The following is a 22,341-nucleotide window of genomic DNA, read 5'->3' as shown; positions in this document are numbered from 1 at the left end:
CGACTGCGCGGTCAGGCGGCGGAGGCGACCTCGGGCTCGATGGTCGGGTGGGCCAGGACCAGGGCCTCTTCACGGGCCAGATCCTCGCTGACCTCGGCGAAGACGGTCGACAACGGGACGTCGAGCGCCATGCAGATCGCCGCCAGCAGCTCGCTGGAGGCCTCCTTCTGGCCGCGCTCGACCTCGGACAGGTAGCCCAGACTCACCCGGGCATCGGCGGATACCTCGCGGAGGGTGCGCCCTTGGCGCAGCCGCTTACGCCGCAGGACGTCGCCCAGCAGGCCACGAACCAGCACCATGAGGTTTCTCCCTTCCGCCTGTCCGGTCGTCTCTACTCGCACGGTAGCTCGACCGTAGGAACCAACGGTACCCGTTGCTGGGTCACTACTCCTCGCAATGTCCAGCTTCGGTGCGCCGTGCCAGTCTGCCCTACCTGTCCCCATGCTGGTCTCAACACGCCGGTCAGTCGAGTTCTTCCGCCACCACAGCCACGGCCAGTTCCAGCACCGCTTGCACACTCCCCCTGCGGATGGCTGTCCGATCCCCGCTCAGCTCTAGCTTGCGCACTTCAACCGCGTCTGGTCCAGCGGCTGCGACATAAACAGTTCCGGCCTCTACCCCCGCCTGCGGGTCCGGCCCGGCCACACCGGTCGTGGCGAGTCCGTAGGTGGCGCCCAGCCGCTCCCGCACACCTGTAGCCAGTGCTGCAGCAGTGTCGGGGTGCACCGGCCCGACAGCGGCCAGTAGGTCGTCAGGAACGCCCGCAAGCCTGGCCTTCAGGTCAGTGGCGTACACGATCACGCCACCGCGGTACACAGCTGACACTCCGGGTACGTCGGTCAGCGCCGCCCCCACCATGCCGCCCGTCAGCGACTCTGCCGTGGCGACCGTCTCGCCACGACGCTTGAGGAGCCCAACTAACCGCCCCAGAACCGCTTCCAGCCCCTCAGACACCTACACACCTCCGAAAGCAGCTGACCATGCTCACCACCAACCACGGCACCAAGCAACAACACACTCACCTGGTCGCACCAAGCCCCGATACCCGCGCCACACCGCGGAGATGCACGAGCTGGCATCCGCCACCCCCGACGCGGCCGCCACGCTCCGGCACCCGTGGCGCCGTGCAACGCTCCGGCAGCCGGGGCGCCACGGCCCGATGGCCCACGCCGACGCACCCGCGGCCGCACACCCACACCCCGTGCCACCTTGCTTGGGTTATGGCAGGGGGCGTTTGGCGGCGGCTCGGAGGCGGAGGGCTCGGCCTACGTAGTCGAGGCCGGTGACGATGGTGACCAGGACGGCGGCGCCCATGAAGGCGACTGCGGTCCAGTGCAGGACTGGCACCGACTGCCAAGGAAGGAGGTAGAGACCGAGCGCAATCGCCTGCAGGACGGTCTTCAGCTTGCCGCCGCGGCTGGCCGGCATGACCCCGTGCCGGATCACCCAGAACCGGAGCGCGGTCACACCCCACTCGCGGACCATCACGACCACGGTGACCCACCACGGCAGCTCGCCGAGGAGGGACAAGCCGATGAACGCAGCGCCGGTCAGTGCCTTGTCGGCGATCGGGTCGGCGATCTTGCCGAAGTTGGTGACCATGTTCCACCGGCGCGCGATGTCGCCGTCGAACCGGTCGGTGACGATCGCGACCACGAACGCGGCCGTGGCGAGCAGCCGGTTGCCGTCGTCGGTGCCGCCGTCGCGCAGCAGCAGCCAGACGAACAGCGGAACCAGAATCAGCCGCAGGACCGTGAGCGCGTTGGCCACGTTCCACGCGCTGGGCGCGCTGAGTGGACCGGCTGCGTGCGGCACCGGGTTCGACGGCGGGTTGGTCACGCGGTCAGGTTAGCTGCCGGACGGCCGTCCCGGGGGTTCACGAGTGCCGCGAACTCCGCGATCAGGTCAACCCCGTCACTTCCGACCACCTTCGCCGTCACAAGATCACCAACACGCACACCATCCGGAAGCCCAGTCACCGAGGTCGACCCATCAACCTCAGGCCCCTGATGAGCCGCCCGCCCCTCGCCAGTACGCCCCTCAGGCTGCACCTCGAGCCCTCCGTCGATGCCCGCCTGAGCGCGGCCAACGTCCGCAGGCGCAGCACCGGAGTCGAGCTCGGAGTCACTCGCCACGGTGGTGGGTTCAGTGTCGATGGATTCGGTGTCGATGGATTCGAGGATGATTTCGACGAGTTCGCCGATGCGGGATTCGGCGCGGGCGGAGGTGAGGTCTTCGGCGAGGCGGGTGACGCGATCCAGGCGGGCGGCGATGGTGTCCTCGTCGAGCTTGCCGTCGTACGTTTCGGCCTCGGTGCCGTCCTCGTCGGAGTAGCCGAAGACGCCGATCGCATCGAGACCGGCGCGGGACAGGAAGTCGCACAGGATGTCGACGTCTTCCTCCGTCTCGCCCGGGAAGCCGACGATCACGTTGCTGCGTATGCCCGCGGACGGCGCGGCCGCGCGGACCTGCGCGATGAGCTCCAGGAAGCGCTCGGCGTCGCCGAAACGGCGCATGCGGCGCAGGAGCGGACCGGAGGCGTGCTGGAACGACAGGTCGAAGTACGGGACGACGCCGGGGGTCGACGTCATCGCGGTGATCAGCGTCGGGCGCATCTCGGCGGGCTGCAGGTACGAGACCCGCACTCGGGTGATGCCCGGCACCTCGGCGATCTCGCCGACGAGGGTCTCGAGCAGCCGCAGGTCGCCGAGGTCCTTGCCGTACGAGGTGGAGTTCTCGGAGACGAGGAAGAGTTCGCGTACGCCGTTCTCCGCGAGCCAATGGGCTTCGCCGAGCACCTCGGTCGGCCGCCGCGAGACGAATGCGCCGCGGAACATCGGGATCGCGCAGAACGCGCACCGCCGGTCGCATCCGGACGCCAGCTTCAACGGCGCCATCGGTCCACCGTCGAGCCGACGCCGCACCACCCGAGGTCCGCTGGCCGGCGCCGCCTGCAGATCCGGCGCCTCGATCTTCAACTCGAGCCCACGCTCGGCACCGTCCGCTGCCAAGAGCTCCGCCGAATCTTCGCGCGCGGCTGTCGACGGCCCACCGAGCGCCCGTGCAGCTGCCGCGGCGTTGCCGGCTGCAGAGGTGCGAGCCGGTGCCGTGAGCGATGCCGCGGGGCCGTCAGGTGTGGCGGGCGTTGTGCGGCCCTTGAGTGAGGCGGGGATGTGGTCGCCGTGGCCGGGGATGGCTACCTCGGTGGCTGACGCGCGGGCGGCGGGGGCCAGTGGGAGGAGTTTGCGGCGGTCGCGGGGTACGTGGGGCTGGTGCTTGGTGCCGGAGAGGATCGAGCGGAGGCGGTCCGAGATGTCGGCGTAGTCGTCGAAGCTGAGGACGGCGTCGGTTTCGGGGAGGGCTTCGGCGAGTTGTTCGCCGTACCGCTCGGCGAGGCAACCGACAGCGACGACGGCCTGGGTGCGCCCACCGTCCTTGTAGTCGGCGGCCGCGAGCAGCGTGTCGACCGAGTCCTTCTTGGCGGCTTCGACGAACCCGCACGTGTTCACAACCACCGTGTCCGCTTCGGCGGCGTCGTCGACCAGCCGGAACCCGCCGGCTTCGAGCCGGCCGGCCAGCTCCTCGGAGTCGACATCGTTGCGGGCACAGCCCAGCGTGACCAGGGCGACAGTGGTGGGAGGCGTAGTCATCACCCACGAGTATGACGCGCCGTCCACCCACCGACCTAACTCACCACCCCATCTCACCCCCACCCCCACATCCCCACAGACAGCTACCTGGTGGGGCTGTGCGGGTTAGTCGGGTTTGGTGAGGGTGCCGTTGGGGTGGGCTTCGAAGCGGTAGAGCTTGGTGGAGTGGGTGTGGCCGTTGACGGTGACGGAGAGGTTGGCGGGGACGCCTACCGAAACGCGGACGTCGCCGGTGGCGGTGACGGTTTGGGAACTGCCGGGGCCGAGGAGGCCCTGGAAGAGGCGCTTGCCCTTCTTGTCGCGGACGGTGACGTAGGAGCCGTCGCCCTTCGCGGTGAGGGTGAGCTTGACCTTGGTCGGGACCGGAGGCTTGGTCGGCTTGCGCTTGGTGGGTTTGACCGTCGGCGTGGGCGTCGCCTTCGGGGTCACGGTGGTGACGACCGGGGTCGAGGTGGCGGTCTTGGACGCGTTCGCCTCGACGTCGCTGGGCAGGGTGAAGAGCCGGACCATGCCCCAGCCCATCAGGCCGACCAGGATCGCGCCGACCACGACCGCCCAGCGCGGGCGGGCGGGGTGCAGGGTCGGGCCCTTGACGGCGGCGCGTTCCTCGCGGCGGGACTTGTCCTCCTCGACCGCGTGCTCGGCGTCGAAGGTGGCGAGAAGCGGTGCCGGGTCGGCCTTGACCACGCGGGCGATCGCGCGGATATGGCCGCGCGCGTAGAAGTTCCCGCCGCAGCGGGAGAAATCGTCGGCCTCCATGGCGACGAGCAGCCCCGTTCTGATCCGGGTCGCGGCGCTCAGCTGCTCGATCGTCATGTCGGCCCGTTCGCGGGCCGCCGTGAGCTCGCTGCCGATGCTCACGTCCCCACCGTCCTCTCCATCGCCCGACTATTCAGCGGACCGTCGACTCCGAAACGCCGACAGCCGGACCGCCGACACCAACTCAACGGCCTTTGTCCGACGGGGTCACGGACGAGTCAGAGTTGTTCCCTGACCGGACACCTGGCATCCGCCAGCATGTGCAAAGCCTGTACCACTTCCCCATGCGACGGCCGAGCCGTCAACCCGAACGGTACCGCGAGTGACGAGCCGGTCAACCGCCGATTCGCATCGGTTGTCTTGCGAGTCGAACTCGGCATCGCGCCCAGGACCGGGCCCGGATCCTGAAGGTGGACGGCGATCCTGCCGTCGTCCAGCAGGTGCCGGCGCTTCAGCACCGTCACTTCTTCGATGTCCTCCCATCGGGTTCCGATCCACTCGTTGCGGATGCGCAGGCGGATGCCGACGTCGTCGGCCACGAGCAGGTCGCCGACCGTCAGGGCTCGCGCGCAGACCAGCGCCAGTACGGCGAACGCGGCGGCGGCGATCCAGCGCAGTACGCCGGTCGGGCTGGAGGAGGCGGAGGCGGCGAAGCCGATCGCGACCAGGAGGGCGCCGACGGCGATGCCGCCGTGCACCTTCTGGGAGGCGCGGACGGTGAACGGCACCGGCTCCGGGTCGAGGTCGAAGCGTTCCTGCCTGGGCAGAGCTTTGGCAGCAGTCATCGTGATACCCCTCGCCCAGCACAACCCGGCCGCTGCGCGACCGGGTGAAGGTGAACGGAGCCGACCCGGGACGTGGCTGGGCTGACGCCCGGTCGGTATGCGCCTGGACGACTGGTCGCAGTGGCGAGCCTGCCAGGCGCTGGGCGGGTAGTAGCACCGCCCCCGCTTGGCGCGGCGGTGGTGTCGAGCCGGGGTGGCGTGGCCAGCCCGGTGGTGCTGTTGGTGGCGAGGCCCGTGCCCGGGGTCAGCCGCGTGGCGGTCGCGCTGGTTGGCGCCGGGGCCGACCGCGAGGCGACGGGACCGGGACGGGCTGGCGTGGGGCGCGCGGTGGCGAGCCTGCCGGGTGCCGGGCGGGTTGTCGCAGTGGCCGCGCTGGGCGCGAGGGTGGTGTGGCGGCGTGGTGGGGTGGCCGGCCGGGTGGGGGTGGCTGGGTGGGTGAGGGGGGTAACGGGGGTGCTGGGGGGCACGTCACTCTCCTCGGAGGGTGGTGATGAAGTCCTCTAGGTCGTCGGGCTTGACGAGGACGTCCCGGGCCTTGGAGCCTTCGCTCGGGCCGACGACGCCTCGGCTTTCCAGGATGTCCATCAGGCGGCCGGCCTTGGCGAAGCCGACGCGGAGCTTGCGCTGCAGCATCGAGGTGGAGCCGAACTGCGTGGAGACGATCAGCTCGGCGGCCTGGACGACCAGGTCCATGTCGTCGCCGATCTCGTCGTCGAGCTCCCGGCTCGGGCCGGCAACAGCGGTGACGTCCTCGCGGTACGTCGGCTGCAGTTGCTCCTTGCAGTGGTCGACCACGCCGCGGATCTCCGACTCGGTGACCCAGGCGCCCTGGATACGCATCGGCTTGCTCGCGCCCATCGGCAGGAACAGGCCGTCACCCTGGCCGACCAGCTTCTCCGCGCCCGGCTGGTCCAGGATGACCCGGCTGTCGGCCAGCGACGAGGTCGCGAACGCCAGCCGCGACGGCACGTTCGCCTTGATCAGACCGGTGACGACGTCCACCGAGGGTCGCTGGGTGGCGAGCACCAGGTGGATGCCGGCCGCACGCGCCAGCTGGGTGATCCGGACGATCGAGTCCTCGACGTCACGTGGGGCGACCATCATCAGGTCGGCCAGCTCGTCGACGATCACCAGCAGATAGGGGTACGGCGTCAGCACCCGCTCGGACCCCGGTGGCGGCTTCACCTTGCCCGCCCGGACCGCCTTGTTGAAGTCGTCGACGTGCCGGAACCCGAACGCGGCCAGGTCGTCGTACCGCATGTCCATCTCGCGGACGACCCACTGCAGCGCCTCGGCGGCCTTCTTGGCGTTGGTGATGATCGGGGTGATCAGGTGCGGGATGCCCTCGTAGTTGTTCAGCTCGACCCGCTTCGGGTCGACCAGGATCATCCGCACCTCGTCCGGCGTGGCCCGCATCAGGATCGAGGTGATCAGCGAGTTCACGAACGACGACTTGCCCGAACCGGTGGCGCCCGCGACCAGCAGGTGCGGCATCTTCGCCATGTTCGCGACGACGAAGCCGCCCTCGACGTCCTTGCCGAGCCCCGCGACCATCGGGTGATGGTCGTTACGAGCCGTCGCGCTCCGGATGACGTCGCCGAGGCTGACGATCTCCTTGTCGGTGTTCGGGATCTCGATGCCGATCGCGGACTTGCCCGGGATCGGGGACAGGATCCGGACGTCGGCCGAGGCGACCGCGTAGGCGATGTTCTTCGACAGCGCGGTGACCTTCTCGACCTTCACCGCGGAGCCGAGCTCGACCTCGTACCGCGTGACTGTCGGGCCGCGGGTGTACCCGGTGACCTGGGCGTCGATGCCGAACTGCTCGAACACCTCGGTGAGCCGGTCGACGACCTGGTCGGACGCCTTGGTCCGCGCCTTGTGCACCGAGCCGGGCTTGAGCATCTGCCCGTCGGGCAGCGTGTAGGTGATGTCGCCGGACAGGCTCAGCTGCTCGACCCGCTGCGGCAGCGGAGTGTGCGGCGGCGGCTCCGGCGGCGAGTCCGGGGAAGACTTGCCCGAGGCAACGACCGGCGACGGCGAGGGTACGGCGGCGGCCGCCGCGGCGTCGACGTCGTACGCGTCCTCCTCCGGCGCGGGCGGGGCGGCCTTCGACTTGCGGCCGCGCTTGGTGAGCTCGCGCCCCTCGAGCACCGGCGAGTCGTACGGCTTGATCGTGGGCTCGCCGTCCTCTTCCTCGGCGGCTGCCTTGGCGCGGCGCTCCTTGCGGGTCAGCCGGACGGTGTCGTCGGTCGGCGCGGCCACGACGGACGGTGCGTCCTCGGGCAGCGCCGTACGTCCCATCAGCACGTCGAAGGCCGCGCGGACCCGCAGTGGGATCGCGTAGACCGGCGTCCCGGTGATCACCAGCGCGCCGAAGATCGACAGCAGGACCAGCAGCGGTGCGGCGACGTACTGCGTGAGCAGGTCGGACAGGAACGTGGAGATGAAGTACCCGATCGCGCCGCCCGCCTCCTGGATCGGGGCGTCGGCCGGGTTGCCGGGCCGGGGCAGGCCGTTGGCGATGTGGATCAGGCCGAGCACACCGAGCCCGAACGTCGTCCAGCCGATCACCTGCCGGCCGGCCGGGCCGTTGCGGTCCGGGTTGCGCATGGTGCGCAGCGCGATGAACAGCAGCATCAGCGGGACGGCCCAGCCGAGCATGCCGACACTGCCGCCGACGACGGTCCGGATGACGTTGCCGACGGCACCTGGCAGCTGCCACCAGATGGCGGCGGCCACCACGACGCCCAGGCCGATCAGGAACAGGCCGGCGCCGTCGCGGCGGTGCTCGGGGTCGAGGTCGCGGGCGCCGTTGCCGATTCCGCGGACCATGCCGCCGAGCAGGTGCGCGATGCCGATCCAGAGCTTCACGAAGCCGCGGCCGAGCGCGAGCATGGCGGCCGCGAACGGGCCCGGTCCGCTGTTTTTGGGCGTGCTGGTCCGCGCGGCGGTGGATCCACCGCGCTTCGCGCTCTGCCCACGCTTCTGGGCGCCTGACGGACGGGAGCGTCCACCAGCAGCCGACCGTGCCGTACTCGGCCGGTTGGCTGCCGACTTCTGCGCCCGCGCCGGGGAAGACGTGCGGGTCGCCATATGCCTCAGGCTACCCCGATTACCTCTCGAGTCCCACGTGTCACACGCCGATCACACTGCCCCATCCGTAGCGTCACGGCGCCGCCACCGGAACAGGTGCCAGAGCACCACATACCAGGCCAGAGCCACCAGACCGCCGAGAACGAGACCTGTGAGCACGAGTCGTACTGCGGTCTCGCCGACGAGTTCCTCGGCTCCGTCCAGCTGTACGAAGGCTCCCGCGATACCCAGCGCGAGCACGCCGGCGACGACGACGTACCGCACCCAGGACGGGACGAGGCCACCCACCGCATGCACCGGGGCGCGGCGGAACCAGCGGTAGAGCCAGATGGCGAGGATCAGGCAGCCGCCGAGGGTGCTGACGTACTGCAGGATGCGGTACGCGTCCCAGGCAGCGGTCACCTCGGCGACGAAGATGTCGGGGAAGCGGCGGACGAAGTAGCCGTGGCCGTGGGTCAACGAGTCCCAGAGCACATGCGTGAAGGCGCCGAGGACGGCGGAGACCGCGGCCCACGCGAGGACTACCGGCGACCAAGTCGGTGCGGGCGGGAGACGTGAGGCAAGAGCTGCCGGCGCGAGGGCTACGAGTGGACGCCTGAGGATCAGGTAGAAGACCGCGAGCAGGAGCAGCGCGATCAGGGGGTCGAGCCAGAAGGCTGACGTGAACTCGTGGGTCAGCGTCAGAGTCAGGTTGCCGTTGATCTGCTGGGTGGCGAGGCGGTAGAGCGGGTCGACGTACAGCAGGTCGGGTGCGATCGCGCCGGCTACCAGCGCTGAAGACACCAAGGGACGCCGGATCAGAGGGAGAACGGCCGCCGGGTGGGCAAGCGTGAAGGGCACTGCCGCAGCCTAGGCGCCGGTGGTGCCGTCCAGTTGTTCTCGGACGAGGTCGGCGTGGCCGCAGTGGCGGGCGTACTCGCCGATCAGGTGGATGTAGATCATCCGCAGCGTCGACTCGGTGTCCCTGAAGGTGAAGCGCTCGTCCAGCGAGTGCCCGGCAGCGGCCTCGTCGGACAGCTTCCACTCCTCGATCAGGCCGTCGTACGCCGCCTCGGCGTCAGCAGGATCGATGAGCTCGAAGTCCGCGTCCTTCCCGAGCTCCAGGGGAAACACGGGCTCGGCAGGGACGGCGGCGAAGTGGATGCGAAACCAGATCCGCTCGACCTTGGTCAGGTGCCGGATCAGTCCGAGCAGCGAGAGGTTCGACGGCGGCGACGGCCGCTCGGCCAGCTGCGCGGCGGTCAGCCCGGCGCACTTGAAGAGCAGAGTCGTGCGATAGAAGTCCAGGTAACCCTGGAGCAATGAGCGCTCCGGCGCGATCAACGAGCCGCTCGGTCGCTCGACGGCAGGTGCTCTCCAAGTCATGCGATCCCCAATGTGTCCACGATGTGTTCGCTCATCTCATCACATGAGATAGCCACTGGCGTCAGCCGTAGCCCGTTCGTTACCGTCTTCGGCAGGTCATGAGCGCCAGCGTCAAGCCCCGGCTCGCTGGCCGGCAACCCTCCTCCGCGGTGGGGTGCCCCGGGTGAAGACCAGGCCGTGCGGATACCCCGCTCGGCAAGTGCGGACTTCCTGGGAGCAGCAGCATGTCGATCCTCTCCATCCTCGAGCCTGCCAGTACGACGACCACGCGGCCGACTGTGGCCCGCCTCGCCACCGGCAGCATCCCCGCCACCGTCGGTTCGGACCTGCTGGTCCCGCTGGCCGACGGCCGGGTCACCGACTACGCGAACTTCGACCACGGCGCCAGCGCGCCGTGTCTGGAGTCGGTCCGCGCCAGCGTCGAGGCGGCGCTACCGTCGTACGCCTCGGTGCACCGCGGCAACGGGTACGCCTCCCGCATCACCACCCAGTGGTACGAGCGGGCCCGCGCTGAGGTGCACGCGTTCGTCGGCGCCCGTGACGACGACCAGGTCATCTTCACCCGGCAGACGACCGACGCGCTGAACCTGCTCGCCCACGCCGTCCCCGCGGACGCGACCGTGATCGTGTTCGAGTCCGAGCATCACGCAGCGCTCCTGCCCTGGCCGGCCGAGCGGACCGTGCGCCTCGCAGCGCCGGCTAGCCCGAGCGAGGCCGTGACCAACGTCGCCGACGCGCTCCGCAACGCGCCGGAAGGCCCGCGGCTCGTCGTCGTGACCGGCGCGTCCAACGTGACCGGCGAGATCTTCCCGATCGCGGAGATCGCGGCCGTCGCCAAGGCGCACGGTGCGCGCGTCTGCCTGGACGCCGCGCAGCTCGCGCCGCACCGGCCGGTGGACATCGCCGAACTGGACGTCGACTGGGTCGCCCTGTCCGGCCACAAGCTCTACGCCCCGTACGGCGCCGGCGCTCTGATCGGCCGCTCCGACTGGCTGGACGCCGCCGAGCCCTACCTGTACGGCGGCGGCGCGACGACCGCGGTCACCGAGGACCTCGTGGTCTGGGCGACCGGCCCGGCGCGGCACGAGGGCGGCTCCCCCAACGTGATCGGCGCGATCGCGCTGGCCTCGGCCTGTGCGGCGATCAGCAGGCACCGCGATGCCATCGAGCAGCACGAGCGCAGCCTGCTCGCCCGGCTCCGGACCGGTCTCGCACAGATTCCCGGCGTCACGACGTACTCGATCTTCGGCCAGGACGCGGACCGCGTCGGCACGGTGTGTTTCACCGTCGCCGGTCTGACCTCGACCCTGGTGTCCGCGGCGCTCAGCGCCGAGTACGGCATCGGCGTCCGCGACGGCAAGTTCTGTGCGCACCCGCTCGTCGGCCACCTGCTCGCGGATTCCCCCGAGCACGGTACGGCGGTCCGCGCGAGCCTCGGCCTCGGGACGACGCGGGAGCACGTCGACCGCCTCGTCAACGCCGTACGGACGCTGGCCACCAGCGGGCCGCGGTCGGAGTACGAGGAGTCCGCGCACGGCTGTCAGCCCGCCGACGACCCCCGCGACCTCCAAGCGCCTCGCATCTGGTGATGCAGCCCTCCTACTGCTCAGGAGGTTGAAGGCCTACATGGTGAGCAGCGAACGCCAGTAGGTCCGCCCATTCCGACGCGACCATCGCGGCGGGTTTCCCGAAGCCGTGGCCGGTGTTGACCTCGACCCTGGTCAAGACAGGTTCGGCGGAGGACTGGGCATGCTGCAACGCGGCGATGAACTTGTGGCTGTGCAACGGCACCACCCGGTCGTCGTGGTCACCGGTGACCACGAGCGTGGCCGGGTACGCCGTCCCCTCCTGCACCCGGTGCAGCGGTGAGTACGCCAGCAGGTCCTCGAACTGCTCCGGGTTGTCCGGATGCCCGAAGTCGGAGGTCCAGGCGGCCCCCACCGTGAACAGGTGGAACCTCAGCATGTCGAGTACGCCGACACCCGGCAGCGCGACCGCGAACAGGTCGGGCCGCTGCGTCATCACGGCGCCGACCAGCAGACCGCCGTTGCTGCGACCGTGGATGGCCAGCTGCTCCGGCGTGGTCACGCCGGTGTCGCGCAGGTGCTCGGCGACGGCGATGAAGTCGTCGAAGACGTTCTGCTTGTTCTTCAGGCGGCCCGCGTCGTGCCAGGCGCTGCCGTACTCGCCGCCACCGCGCAGGTTCGCGATCACCAGCACCCCGCCGGCGGCCAGCCACGCCGGCCAGCCCGGCCGGTACTCGGCCAGGATCGGGATGCGGAAGCCGCCGTACCCGTAGAGCATGGTCGGGCGTGGTGACGAGAAGTCGAGGTCGGCGCGGCTGATCAGGAAGTACGGCACCTCGCGCCCGGGCTCGAGCCGGCGCTCGACCGTGATGGCCGGCGACGTGAAGCCACCCGCCCCGCGGACGAGCTCGGGCAGCGCGCGGACGGCGCGGGTCGAGGCCGAAACGACGTACGAGAGGGTCGGGTCGGTCGGTGTGGACAGTCCGACGAAGAGCTCGTCGTACTCCGGGGAGGCGTTCATGCCGACCACTCCCCCGCCCGGCGCCTCCACCACGCGGGCGTCGGAGCCGTCCAGCGCGTAGAGCGTGAGCACGGGCTGCGCGTCGACCAGAGTGAGCGTCGCGAGACCGCTCGCCGTACCGCGGACCGCCTGCAGGGTGCCCTCGCCCTCCGGGATCAGGTCGGTGAACTGCCCATCGAGGGAGGCGAGCACGACCCGGCCGCGGGGTGCGTCGCGGTCGGTGCGCACGACGAGTTGATCACCGGACATCCGCACGAACGTGATCTCGTCCGCGAGGTAGTCGACCACCTTGATCGGTTCGCCGATGCCGTCGTCCGACGTGATCGGGAAGACCCACAGCCGGGTCGCCGGGTCGGTGCCCTCGCTGATGTGGACGACGAGATAGCGGTCGTCCTCGGACACCTCGGGCGTGATGAAGATGCGGTCGTTGTCCGGGAAGTCCAGCACCAACTCGTCCGACGCCTGCGGCGTGCCGACCCGGTGCAACATCAACCGGCCGCCCGACAGTGTCTTGGTCTCGGTGCCTTCGCTGCGACCGCTGGCCGGGTAGTGCAGATAGAGGTACGCCGAACTGTCCGGCAACCAGGTCGCCTCGCAGAACTTGGCCTCCGTCACCACGTCGTCGACCGGCGTGCCGGTGGCGATGTCGAGCAGCCGGAACGTGGTCCAGTCGCTGCCGCTCTCGTTGATGCCGTAGGCGAAGTACTTGCCGTCCGGGCTGACCGTGAACGTGCCCAGCGAGTCGGTGCCCGCGGCGGACAGCGTGTTCGGGTCGATCAGCACGCGGCCGTGGTCGACCAGGTCCTCGAGGGTCTCGGCGACGTACACCACGTCCTGCGCCTGGGTGCCGTCGTTGCGGCCGACGAAGTACCAACCGGACTTCTTGACCGGGACGCCGGCCCGCGGCCGGGCCAGGATCGCGGACATCGTGGCCTGAAACCACGCCCGCTCCGGATAGCTGGACAGCTCGGCCTCGGTGAACGCGTTCTGGCGGGCGACCCAGTCCCTGGTCCCGGGCGCGTCGGGGTCCTCCAGCCAGCGGTACGGATCGGCGATTCGATGCCCGTGCAGTGTCTCGACGACATCGTCGCGGCGGGTGTCCGGGTAGGTCATGGGGCCTCCCGGCCTGGACTGAGGAGCGGAGGGAGCGAGGCGACTGGAGTGACGAGGGAAGGCCGGGAGTTCCAGCCCCATGACCCGCCGCGCGGCAGCGTGGCATTCAGCAGAGTCATGCGGACAAACTTAACTGGCAAGTGCAACCTTCAACAGCAGCTCGAAGGTGGGCCGCGGGTCGACCTCGTCGTGGCGTGCGATGCGGTGCAGGATCAAGCCCTCGGAGGCGGCGGCGATCGCCCGGGCGGCAGCCAGCGGATCGGGTGCGCCGAGGCCGGCCAGTGCTGTCACGGCGATGTTCTCCATCACCTCCCGGCCGCGGGACAACCCGGCCCGGATGGCTGGATCGTGGCTGCCTTCCAGGAACAGCACCAGCCGTGCGGTGGTCCGAACCCGGTTGACCCGAGTGAGGTAGTCGAACAGTCCGCACATGATGTCGACGAACTCCTCGGCCGTGGCCGGAGTGAATGCCGTGTCCAGCGCCTGGCCCTCGGTCTCGGTGATCCGGTCGACGACACCGGAGAGCAGGGCCGCGCGGGTGCGGAAGTAGTTCGAGGTCGAGCCCTTCGGCAGTCCGGCCCGCTCGTCGACGCGGGCGTGGGTGAGCGCGCGCAGCCCCTCGGTGCCGAGGAGCTCGATGGCGGCGTCCAGGGCGCGAGCACGCGTCGGCGTCATGCCGTCACTATAGACGTAGTGACTTCGTACTACGTTCGTAGTACCGTCGAGGACATGCTTCCGACACTCGATGGGGTGACCCACACCTACGTCGAGCTGCCTGGACTCCGGATGCATGTGACCGAAGCCGGCAGCGGCGACGCCGTCCTGATGCTCCACGGTTTCACGCAGCACTGGTGGGAGTGGCGCGACGTCATTCCCACCATGGCTCAGCACTACCGTGTGATCTGCCCCGACCTGCGCGGCGCCGGCTGGACCGACGCGCCGCCCGACGGGTACACCGCCGACCAGTTGCTCGGCGACCTGCTCGCGCTGCTGGACGCGCTGGACCTCGACCAGGTGCACCTGATCGCGCACGACTGGTCCGCGATCGTCGCGTACCTGCTGTGCCTGGACCATCCGGAGCGCGTCCGCGACCAGGTGTCGATCGCGATCCCGCCGCCGTACGTCGAGTTCGACGGCGCGATGGTGCGCAGCCTCCTGCGGCACGCCTGGTTCAACTTCATCGTGCCGGTGCCGGGCCTCGGTCCCTGGGCGCTGCGCACGTGGCTGACCCGCCACCTGCTGGCGTCGGTCTCCCGCGGGATCACCGACGAGGACCTGGAGATCTTCACCGAGCGGCTGCGCGAGCCGGCCCGCGCCCGGGCCGGGTCCGCGCTGTACCGGCACTTCATCCAGCCGACCGGCACGCGGATGCTCCGCGGCAAGTACCGGGATCGCCGGCTCCGCACGCCGACCCTGGTGCTGCTCGGCGACGAGGACCCGAACGTGCGGCCCGAGTTCATCCACGGCTACGAGCCGTACGTCGACGACCTGCGGATCCACGAGGTCGCCGGCGCGTCCCACTTCGTCGTGGACGACAGACCTGACGAGGTCGCGCGGCTCGCACTCGAGTTCTTCAAACGTTGAGCGTCGTACCCACCGGCCCCGGTGGGCGGCATCCCGCACAGGCGCCGGGGGCCGGTGGGTACGACGGGCCTCAGCGGGCCGTCTCAACCACCTCTTACCGGGCGGGTTCGATGTCTTTGGACCACAGGACCTTGCCGTAGAGGTCGCGCAGCGACGCGGTGAAGACGCCGGTGCGCGGGTCGATGTCGACGTGGCCGAAGAACTGGTTGCCACCGCTCGGCGGCTGGTTCGGGAAGTCGGCCGCCTTCACGAACTCGACCTTCGGCCCGAACGTCGAGTCCAGCGCGTTCGGCCCGAACGTGCCGGCGTTGATCGGCCCGGCGACCAGCTCCCAGAACGGGTCGAAGTCGGTGAAGGCCGCCCGCGACGGGTCGTAGTGGTGCGCCGCGCAGTAGTGCACGTCCGCGGTCAGCCAGATCGTGTTGCGGAGCTTGCGCCGCTTGAACTGGCTCAGGATCCAGGCGATCTCGTGCTCGCGACCGCCGGGCGCGCCGGTCAGGCCGTTCGCGACCGCCTCGATCTCGGCGCCGTCCGGGACCAGCACGCCGATCGGCATGTCGCTGGCGATCACCTTCCAGGTCGCCTTCGACTTCGCGACCTCCCGGACCAGCCACTCGGCCTGCTCCGCGCCGAGGATCGCGACCTCGCCGGCGACGTCCGGCTTCGGGTTGGTGTCGCGGTAGGTCCGCATGTCCAGGCAGAAGATGTCCAGCAGCGGGCCGTAGCTCACCTTGCGGTAGATCCGGCCCCGCCCTGCGGTGTGGACCATCGGCAGGTACTCCAGGAACGCCTTCCGGGCCCGGGCCGCCAGGACGTCGACCCGCTTCTCGGTGTAGCGCTCGTCGGTGAGGATCTCGCCGGGGTACCAGTTGTTGACCGTCTCGTGGTCGTCCCACTGGCTGACGATCGGCACGTCGGCGTACAGCGCCCGGACGTGCTCGTCGAGCAGGTTGTACTTGTACCGGCCGCGGTACTCGGCCAGCGTCTCGGCGACCTTGGCGACCTCCTCGGTCACCACGTTCCGCCAGATGGTGCCGTCGGCAACCTTCACCTCGGCCGCGATCGGGCCGTCGGCGTAGATGTTGTCCCCGGAGTGCAGGAAGAAGTCCGGCCGGGTGTCGTGCATCGCCTGGTACGCGATCATGCCGCCGAGGTCCGGGTTGATGCCGTAGCCCTGGCCCGCGGTGTCGCCGGTCCAGACGAACGACAGTCCGCGGTTGCGTCCCGGCGTACTGAACGAACCCTCGAGCGACTCGCCACGGCGGCCGCTGGAGTCCTCGAACGCGATCCGGTAGTCGTACCGCTGGCCCGGGCGCAGGCCCTTCAGCGGGAGCTGCGCGGTGAAGTCGTCGTCGGGCCCGGTGACCGGCCCGCGCAACCGGATCGCCCGGTCGAACCGGCCGTGGCTGGTCAGGTCGACGACGAGGCGGGCCCGGCGGTCGGTCCGGGACCAGACGACGGCCGAGTTCTCGGTGACGTCACCGGACATGATCCCGGACGGCAGCGCCGGCCGGTCGCGACGGACGAGGTTCGGCGTCGCGGCGGCGATCTCTGGTACGGCGAGGGTCGCGCCGGCGACGGTGGATGCGGCCAGGAGCTGGCGGCGGCTCAAGTTCATGGTCCGAAGGTGCGCTCCCCCGATGACGGTCAGGTGACAGCCGGGCGAACTGGGACCGAATCAGCCCGCGAGCACCGAAAATGGAGAGAGCGGAGGGAGGAACGGATGAGTCGCGAGCACCGCATCACCGAGGTCTTCATCGAGCTGGCCGACACCCTGGTCGACGAGTTCGACGTGGTCGACTTCCTCCGGACCCTGGCCGAGGTCAGCGTCGAACTGCTGGATGTCGACGCCGCCGGCCTGATGCTGGCCGACCAGAACGGCGTCCTGCGGGTGATGGCGTCCTCGGACGACCAGGTCGAGCTGCTGGAGCTGTTCGAGCTTCAGCAGAACGAGGGTCCGTGCCCGGAGTGTTTCCGGACCGGCGCACCGGTGGTCAACACCGACCTGGCCCGCTGGCCCGAGTTCGCCGCGGCGGCAGCGGCCGGCGGCTACGCATCGGCGCACGCGATCCCGCTCCGCCTTCGCAGGCAGGTGATCGGTGCGCTCAACCTGTTCCGGACCAGTACGGAACAGCTCGGGGCCGAGGACATCGCCCTCGCGCAAGCCCTGTCCGACATCGCCACGATCGGTCTCCTGCACGAGCGGCGGCACCGTGAGCAGCAGCTGCTGGCCGGGCAACTCCATGACGCACTCACGAGCAGGGTCCTGATCGAGCAGGCCAAGGGAATGCTGGCCGAGCGTGCCGGGCTGAGCCCCGCGGCGGCGTTCGCCGCGATGCGCTCGTACGCACGCGAGACCGGTCAGAAGCTGAGCGTCGTGGCACACGGTGTGCTCGACGGCTCGCTGGACACCTCCGCGCTGCCGACCCGGTAGTTCGTCGCCTTGCGTGTGTGGGCCGGCCGTGGTTCCGTTGAAGTACCAGCCACTTTCGTGGCGCTGCCCCAGACCCGGTAGCCCATCGACGATGCACCGGACCGGGGCGCTCTCATGTCACAGCTTGTCGCGGACGACCATCCGCAGCGGCCGCAACAGCGGTACACGAACCTCTACACCGACCTTGCCCGGACAGTGCGTGAGCTGGGACTGCTCCGACGCCGTCGCCTGTACTACTGGATCCGCATCAGCCTGGTGCTCGCAGCCTTCGCGGCCGTCTGGGTCGGTATCGGCCTGCTCGGCAACTCCTGGCTACAGCTGCTCATGGCCGGCGCGCTGGCTCTGGTCCTCACCCAGGTGGCCTTCCTCAGCCACGACAGCGCACACCGGCAGATCTTCGACTCCGCGGCCTGGAACGACTGGACCGCACGCCTGCTCGGTGGCGGACTGATCGGGATGAGTTCCAGCTGGTGGCACTCCAAGCACAGCCGCCACCACCAGGCGCCGAACCAGGTCGACCGCGATCCCGACATCGGCGCCGGCGTCGTGGCCTTCACTCCGGAGCGCTTCGCGCAACGCCGCGGCCTGAGCGGCTGGCTCACCCGTCGCCAGGGCTGGCTGTTCTTCCCACTGCTCACCCTCGAAGGCCTCAACCTGTACGTCTCCAGCCTGCGTCATCTGCTCCGCCGGTCGGCGAGCCGGGTCGAACGGATCGAGGCCGCGATCGTGCTGTCCCGGCTGGGCGCCTACCTGGCGGTGTTGCTGATCCTGCTGCCGATCGGCAAGGCCGGCGCCTTCCTCGGGCTGCAGCTGGCGGTCTTCGGAGTCTGTCTCGGCGGCGCGTTCGCGCCCAACCACAAGGGGATGCCGCTGGTGCCCGCCACGATGAAGCTCGACTTCCTGCGCCGCCAGGTGCTGATGTCGCGCAACATCCGCGGCGGCGTGCTGGTGGACTTCGCGCTCGGCGGCCTCAACTACCAGATCGAGCACCACCTCTTCCCGAGCATGCCCAGGCCGACCCTCAAACAGGTCCAGCCGATCGTGCGCGAGTACTGCGCCGAGCACGACGTGCCGTACACCGAGGTCGGCCTGTTCACGTCGTACGGGATCGTCGTCGGCTACCTGAACAACGTCGGCCTGCGGGCCCGCGACCCGTTCCAGTGCCCGCTCGTCGAGGCCTACCGGAAGTGACGCTCAGCGGGGCGGGATCTCGCCCGACCCGCGGATCGTGAGCTTCACCGGAACCCGGACCGTGCGGCCCGGCCGGTGGGGCTCCGGGAGGCGCTCGGTCATCAGCTGGATCGCCGTACGGGCCATCACGTCCGCCGACTGCGCGACCGCGGTCAGGCCGGGGCTGAGCAGGTCGCCGAGCGCGAGGTCGTCGAAGGACACCAGGGCGACCTGGTCCCGGCGGCCCGCGAGTCCGCGGAGCACCTCGGCCGTGGTCATGTTGTTCGCCGACAGCAACGCGGTGGCCGGCTCGGAACGGTCGAGTACGGCGGACAGCGTGATGCCGATGCCCTCGGTCGTCGGCTCGGACAGGTGGACCAGGTCCTCGTCCACCTCGATCCCGTGCCGGGCCATCGCGGCTCGGTAGGCGACCACCCGTTCGCGGGCGGTGAAGATCCGCTCGTCGTCACCGAGGTAGGCGATCCGCCGGTGGCCCTGCCGGACCAGGTGGTCGATCGCCTGGTCGATCCCGCCGGCGTTGTCGGCCAGGACGGCGTCCGCCTCGATGCCGTGCGCCGGCCGGTCGATCGTGACGACCGCCATGCCGGCGTCGACGTGCGGCGCGAGGTACTCCTGGGTCTCGCCGATCGGCGCCATGATCAGCGCGTCCGGCCGGCGGGCGACGAACTCGAGGCAGACGTCGCGCTCCCGGTCCGGGTCCTCGTCGGTCAGGCCGATCATCACCACCGAGCCGGACGACCGGGCCCAGAGCTCGACCGCGCGGCCCAGGGACGCGAAGAACGGGTCGCCGATGTCGCGGATGACCACCGCGATCGTCCCGGTCTTGCCGCGGCGCAGCATCCGGGCGCTCTCGTTCGGGGTGTAGTTGAGCTCCTTGATCGCGGCCTGGACCTTGGCGGTCAGCTCCGGGCTGACGTTCGGCTCCTCGTTCACCACCCGGGAGACGGTCTTCAGCGCGACACCGGCCCGGGCCGCGACCTCCTTCATCGTGGGCCGGCGCTGGCCCGTCCCGTTCACTCCGCTGATCGTCATCGCCGGCCCTCTCCCCAGTTGTCCCGTTAGCTCTCGACGACGACCGGGATGATCATCGGGCGCCGGCGGTGGGTGTCGCTGACCCACTTGCCGACCACCCGGCGGATCACCTGCTGCAGCTGGTACATGTCGTCCACACCGCTGCCGATCGCCTTCTCGATCTCCGCCTCGATCTTCGGCTTCAGGTCGTCGAAGACAGTGTCGTCCTCGGCGAACCCGCGCGCCTGGATCTCCGGCCCGGCCGTCAGTTTGCCGGTGACCGAGTCCATCACGGCGATGACCGAGATGAAACCCTCGTCGCCGAGAATCCGGCGGTCCTTCAGCGAGGTCTCGGTGATGTCGCCGACCGTCGACCCGTCGACGAACACGTACCCGCAGTCCACCTTGCCGGCCACCACGGCCTTGCGGTCGATCAGGTCGACCACCACGCCGTCCTCGACGACGACGACGTTCTGCGCCGGCACCCCGGTCTGGATCGCCAGGTCCGCGTTCGCGTGCAGGTGCCGGATCTCGCCGTGCACCGGCATCACGTTGCGCGGCTTCACGATGTTGTAGCAGTACAGCAGCTCGCCCGCGCTGGCGTGACCGGACACGTGCACCAGCGCGTTGCCCTTGTGGACCACGTTCGCGCCGTGCCGGGTCAGGCCGTTGATCACCCGGTACACCGAGTTCTCGTTGCCCGGGATCAGCGACGACGCGAGTACGACGGTGTCGCCCGGCTGGATCTGGACGACGTGGTGGTCGTTCGCGGCGATCCGGGACAGCGCCGACATCGGCTCGCCCTGCGAACCGGTCGAGACCAGTACCACCTGCTCCGGCGGGTAGTTGTCCAGCTCGCGCATGTCGATCAGGGTGTCGCCGGGCACGTTCAGGAAGCCGAGGTCGCGGGCCACGCCCATGTTGCGGACCATCGAGCGGCCGACGTACGCGACCTTGCGGCGGTGCTTCACGGCCGCGTCCATCACCTGCTGGACCCGGTGCACGTGCGAGGCGAAGCAGGCGACGATGATGCGCTGGTTCTTCGCCTTGGTGAACACACCGTCCAGCACCGGCGCGATGTCGCGCTCGTGGGTGGTGAAGCCGGGCACCTCGGAGTTGGTCGAGTCGACGCAGAACAGGTCCACGCCCTCCTCACCCAGCCGGGCGAACGCGCGCAGGTCGGTGATCCGGTTGTCCAGCGGCAACTGGTCCATCTTGAAGTCGCCGGTGTGCAGCACCAGGCCGGCCGGCGTCTTGATCGCCACCGCGAGCGCGTCCGGGATCGAGTGGTTCACGGCGATGAACTCGCAGACGAACGGGCCGATCTGGAGCGACTCGCCCTCGACCACGGTCTGCTGCGGCACGTTGCGGTGCCGGTGCTCCTTCAGCTTGCCCTCGAGCAGCGCGAGCGTGAGCTGCGACCCGATCACCGGGATGTCGCCTCGCTCGCGCAGCAGGTAGGGCAGGCCGCCGATGTGGTCCTCGTGGCCGTGCGTCAGCACCACGGCGACGATGTCGTCGAGGCGGTCCCGGATCGGCTGGAAGTCCGGCAGGATCAGGTCCACGCCGGGCTGGTTCTCGTCGGGGAACAGCACTCCGCAGTCGACGATCAGCAGCTTGCCGTCGTACTCGAAGACCGTCATATTCCGGCCGACCTCACCGAGGCCGCCGAGCGGGATCACCCGCAAAGCGCCCGGGGCGAGGGGCCCGGGCGCGTCGAGATCTGGATGGGGATGGCTCATGCAATCAGTCCTGCCGTCTTGAGGTCGGTGGTGAGCCAGTCCACTTGCTCGGCGGTCGCCTCAATCAACGGCGACCGGAGTGTCGCGTGCTCGATGACGCCGGCCAGCTTGAGCGCGGCCTTCACCATGATGGCGCCCTGGGTCCTGGTCATGATCGCTTCGACGGCGGGCACCACCCGTCGGTCGATCTCTCGTGCGGTGGCGAGGTCGCCGGCCACCACGGCGTCGATCAGTTGCCGGTACTCCGGACTCGCGACGTGCGCGACGACACTGGCGATGCCGACCGCGCCGATCGCGAGCGAGGCGAGATTCAGCTCGTCGGCACCGCAGTAGTAGAACAGATCGGTGTTCGCCAGCACCTTGGTGGTCCCGGCGATGTCGCCCTTGGCGTCCTTCACCGCGACGATCCGCGGGTGCTCGGCGAGCGCGATCAGGGTGTCGGTCCTGACCTCGACGCCGGCCCGGCCGGGGATGTCGTAGACCATGTTCGGCAGGCCGGTGGCGTCGGCGACCGCGGTGAAGTGCGCGCGCAGCCCGTCCTGCGGAGGCTTGTTGTAGTACGGCGTGACGACCAGCAGACCGTGCACCCCGGCGGCCTCGGCCTGCTTGGCGCACTCGATCGTGTGCGCGGTGTCGTTGGTGCCGACGCCGGCGACCACCTTGGCCCGGTCGCCGACCGCGTCCAGCACCGCCTTCAGCAGCTGGACCTTCTCCCGGTCTGAGGTCGTCGGGGCCTCACCGGTCGTCCCGTTGACGATCAGCGCGTCGTTCCCGCGGTCGACGAGGTACTTCGCCACCTTCTGCGCCGCGTCGAGATCGAGCGAGCCGTCGGGCCGGAACGGGGTGATCATCGCCGTCGTCAGGCGGCCGAACGGCAGCGCCTCTGCGGCAGCAGTTGTGGCTGGGGACATGGGGCTCAGGTTACCGCTCCGAAGCCGCTGAGAAATGAGTAGGCCTGATGGCTGTCCGCTCGGGGGTCCGGGCAGCCACCAGGCTCACTCGTCCTATCGGGCCGGGCCCGGTAGGCGTTACAGCTTCCCGCAAAAAAGTCCGGAAAAAATTCT

The 22,341-nt window shown here is 69.7% G+C and carries 19 protein-coding genes and 1 riboswitch; of the genes, 4 read left to right on the top strand and 15 right to left on the bottom strand.

Annotated features, from left to right (window positions below; translation table 11 throughout):
• Positions 1 to 11: 11 nt before the first annotated feature.
• From ACWCOV_RS10800 to ACWCOV_RS10760, 9 genes are all read right to left on the bottom strand, one after another.
• Positions 12 to 299, bottom strand: a complete 288-nt coding sequence (locus tag ACWCOV_RS10800) for a helix-turn-helix domain-containing protein (protein ID WP_360522379.1) — start codon at positions 297 to 299, stop codon at positions 12 to 14.
• A gap of 163 nt (positions 300 to 462) precedes the next feature.
• Complete coding sequence (locus ACWCOV_RS10795; RefSeq protein WP_449829027.1) at positions 463 to 954, bottom strand: CinA family protein; 492 nt, start codon at positions 952 to 954, stop codon at positions 463 to 465.
• A 264-nt stretch (positions 955 to 1,218) separates the two neighbouring features.
• Entirely contained in the window at positions 1,219 to 1,839 is a 621-nt protein-coding gene (pgsA, locus tag ACWCOV_RS10790; protein ID WP_449829026.1) for a CDP-diacylglycerol--glycerol-3-phosphate 3-phosphatidyltransferase, read from the bottom strand.
• Positions 1,836 to 3,650, bottom strand: coding sequence for a MiaB/RimO family radical SAM methylthiotransferase (locus tag ACWCOV_RS10785; RefSeq protein ID WP_449829025.1), 1,815 nt, complete (start codon positions 3,648 to 3,650; stop codon positions 1,836 to 1,838). The genes pgsA and ACWCOV_RS10785 overlap by 4 nt, the downstream gene beginning before the upstream one ends.
• A gap of 105 nt (positions 3,651 to 3,755) precedes the next feature.
• Positions 3,756 to 4,511: a helix-turn-helix domain-containing protein gene (locus ACWCOV_RS10780; protein WP_449829024.1), complete on the bottom strand. Its 756-nt coding sequence runs from the start codon at positions 4,509 to 4,511 to the stop codon at positions 3,756 to 3,758.
• 116 nt (positions 4,512 to 4,627) lie between these two features.
• Positions 4,628 to 5,194, bottom strand: coding sequence for a hypothetical protein (locus ACWCOV_RS10775; RefSeq protein ID WP_449829023.1), 567 nt, complete (start codon positions 5,192 to 5,194; stop codon positions 4,628 to 4,630).
• A gap of 468 nt (positions 5,195 to 5,662) precedes the next feature.
• Positions 5,663 to 8,290 (bottom strand): DNA translocase FtsK 4TM domain-containing protein, encoded by a 2,628-nt coding sequence (locus ACWCOV_RS10770; protein WP_449829022.1) that lies wholly within the window; start codon positions 8,288 to 8,290, stop codon positions 5,663 to 5,665.
• A 51-nt stretch (positions 8,291 to 8,341) separates the two neighbouring features.
• Positions 8,342 to 9,130, bottom strand: coding sequence for a DUF4184 family protein (locus ACWCOV_RS10765; protein WP_449829021.1), 789 nt, complete (start codon positions 9,128 to 9,130; stop codon positions 8,342 to 8,344).
• Between the two features lie 9 nt (positions 9,131 to 9,139).
• Positions 9,140 to 9,655: a DinB family protein gene (locus ACWCOV_RS10760; protein WP_449829020.1), complete on the bottom strand. Its 516-nt coding sequence runs from the start codon at positions 9,653 to 9,655 to the stop codon at positions 9,140 to 9,142.
• 94 nt (positions 9,656 to 9,749) lie between these two features.
• Positions 9,750 to 9,863, top strand: a riboswitch (SAM riboswitch).
• 16 nt (positions 9,864 to 9,879) lie between these two features.
• Here ACWCOV_RS10760 and ACWCOV_RS10755 point away from each other — a divergent pair.
• Entirely contained in the window at positions 9,880 to 11,244 is a 1,365-nt protein-coding gene (locus tag ACWCOV_RS10755) for an aminotransferase class V-fold PLP-dependent enzyme (RefSeq protein WP_449829019.1), read from the top strand.
• 10 nt (positions 11,245 to 11,254) lie between these two features.
• On the opposite strand, the gene ACWCOV_RS10750 is transcribed toward ACWCOV_RS10755, so the two are convergent.
• Positions 11,255 to 13,315 carry a prolyl oligopeptidase family serine peptidase gene (locus tag ACWCOV_RS10750; RefSeq protein WP_449829018.1) on the bottom strand — a complete coding sequence of 687 codons (2,061 nt, stop codon included), beginning with the start codon at positions 13,313 to 13,315 and terminating at the stop codon, positions 11,255 to 11,257.
• A gap of 129 nt (positions 13,316 to 13,444) precedes the next feature.
• Positions 13,445 to 13,990 carry a TetR/AcrR family transcriptional regulator gene (locus tag ACWCOV_RS10745; protein ID WP_449829017.1) on the bottom strand — a complete coding sequence of 182 codons (546 nt, stop codon included), beginning with the start codon at positions 13,988 to 13,990 and terminating at the stop codon, positions 13,445 to 13,447.
• Positions 13,991 to 14,044: 54 nt separating this feature from the next.
• Here ACWCOV_RS10745 and ACWCOV_RS10740 point away from each other — a divergent pair, with 54 nt between their 5' ends.
• A complete protein-coding gene (locus ACWCOV_RS10740; RefSeq protein ID WP_449829016.1) occupies positions 14,045 to 14,899 on the top strand; it encodes an alpha/beta fold hydrolase in 855 nt (284 codons plus the stop codon).
• Between the two features lie 94 nt (positions 14,900 to 14,993).
• Here ACWCOV_RS10740 and ACWCOV_RS10735 read toward each other — a convergent pair whose 3' ends face one another.
• The gene (locus tag ACWCOV_RS10735; RefSeq protein ID WP_449829015.1) at positions 14,994 to 16,517 is read right to left on the bottom strand and encodes an alkaline phosphatase D family protein; all 1,524 of its coding nucleotides are present in this window, start codon (positions 16,515 to 16,517) and stop codon (positions 14,994 to 14,996) included.
• A 105-nt stretch (positions 16,518 to 16,622) separates the two neighbouring features.
• Between ACWCOV_RS10735 and ACWCOV_RS10730 the strand changes: the two genes are divergently transcribed.
• Together ACWCOV_RS10730 and ACWCOV_RS10725 are read left to right on the top strand one after the other, a co-directional pair.
• Entirely contained in the window at positions 16,623 to 17,333 is a 711-nt protein-coding gene (locus tag ACWCOV_RS10730; RefSeq protein WP_449829014.1) for a GAF and ANTAR domain-containing protein, read from the top strand.
• A 114-nt stretch (positions 17,334 to 17,447) separates the two neighbouring features.
• Positions 17,448 to 18,524, top strand: a complete 1,077-nt coding sequence (locus ACWCOV_RS10725; protein WP_449829013.1) for a fatty acid desaturase family protein — start codon at positions 17,448 to 17,450, stop codon at positions 18,522 to 18,524.
• A gap of 3 nt (positions 18,525 to 18,527) precedes the next feature.
• Here ACWCOV_RS10725 and ACWCOV_RS10720 read toward each other — a convergent pair whose 3' ends face one another.
• From ACWCOV_RS10720 to dapA, 3 genes are read right to left on the bottom strand one after another with little or no spacing between them, the layout of a single operon-like run.
• Positions 18,528 to 19,556 carry a LacI family DNA-binding transcriptional regulator gene (locus ACWCOV_RS10720; protein WP_449829012.1) on the bottom strand — a complete coding sequence of 343 codons (1,029 nt, stop codon included), beginning with the start codon at positions 19,554 to 19,556 and terminating at the stop codon, positions 18,528 to 18,530.
• A 26-nt stretch (positions 19,557 to 19,582) separates the two neighbouring features.
• Positions 19,583 to 21,277: a ribonuclease J gene (locus ACWCOV_RS10715; RefSeq protein ID WP_449829011.1), complete on the bottom strand. Its 1,695-nt coding sequence runs from the start codon at positions 21,275 to 21,277 to the stop codon at positions 19,583 to 19,585.
• On the bottom strand, positions 21,274 to 22,188 hold the full coding sequence (gene dapA / locus ACWCOV_RS10710) for a 4-hydroxy-tetrahydrodipicolinate synthase (RefSeq protein ID WP_449829010.1): 915 nt from the start codon (positions 22,186 to 22,188) through the stop codon (positions 21,274 to 21,276). The genes ACWCOV_RS10715 and dapA overlap by 4 nt, the downstream gene beginning before the upstream one ends.
• Between the last annotated feature and the right edge of the window lie 153 nt (positions 22,189 to 22,341).

Source organism: Kribbella sp. NPDC002412 (assembly GCF_053592935.1).
The sequence above is the reverse complement of the archived record's forward strand: the minus strand, read 5'-3'. Positions and strand labels throughout refer to the sequence as shown.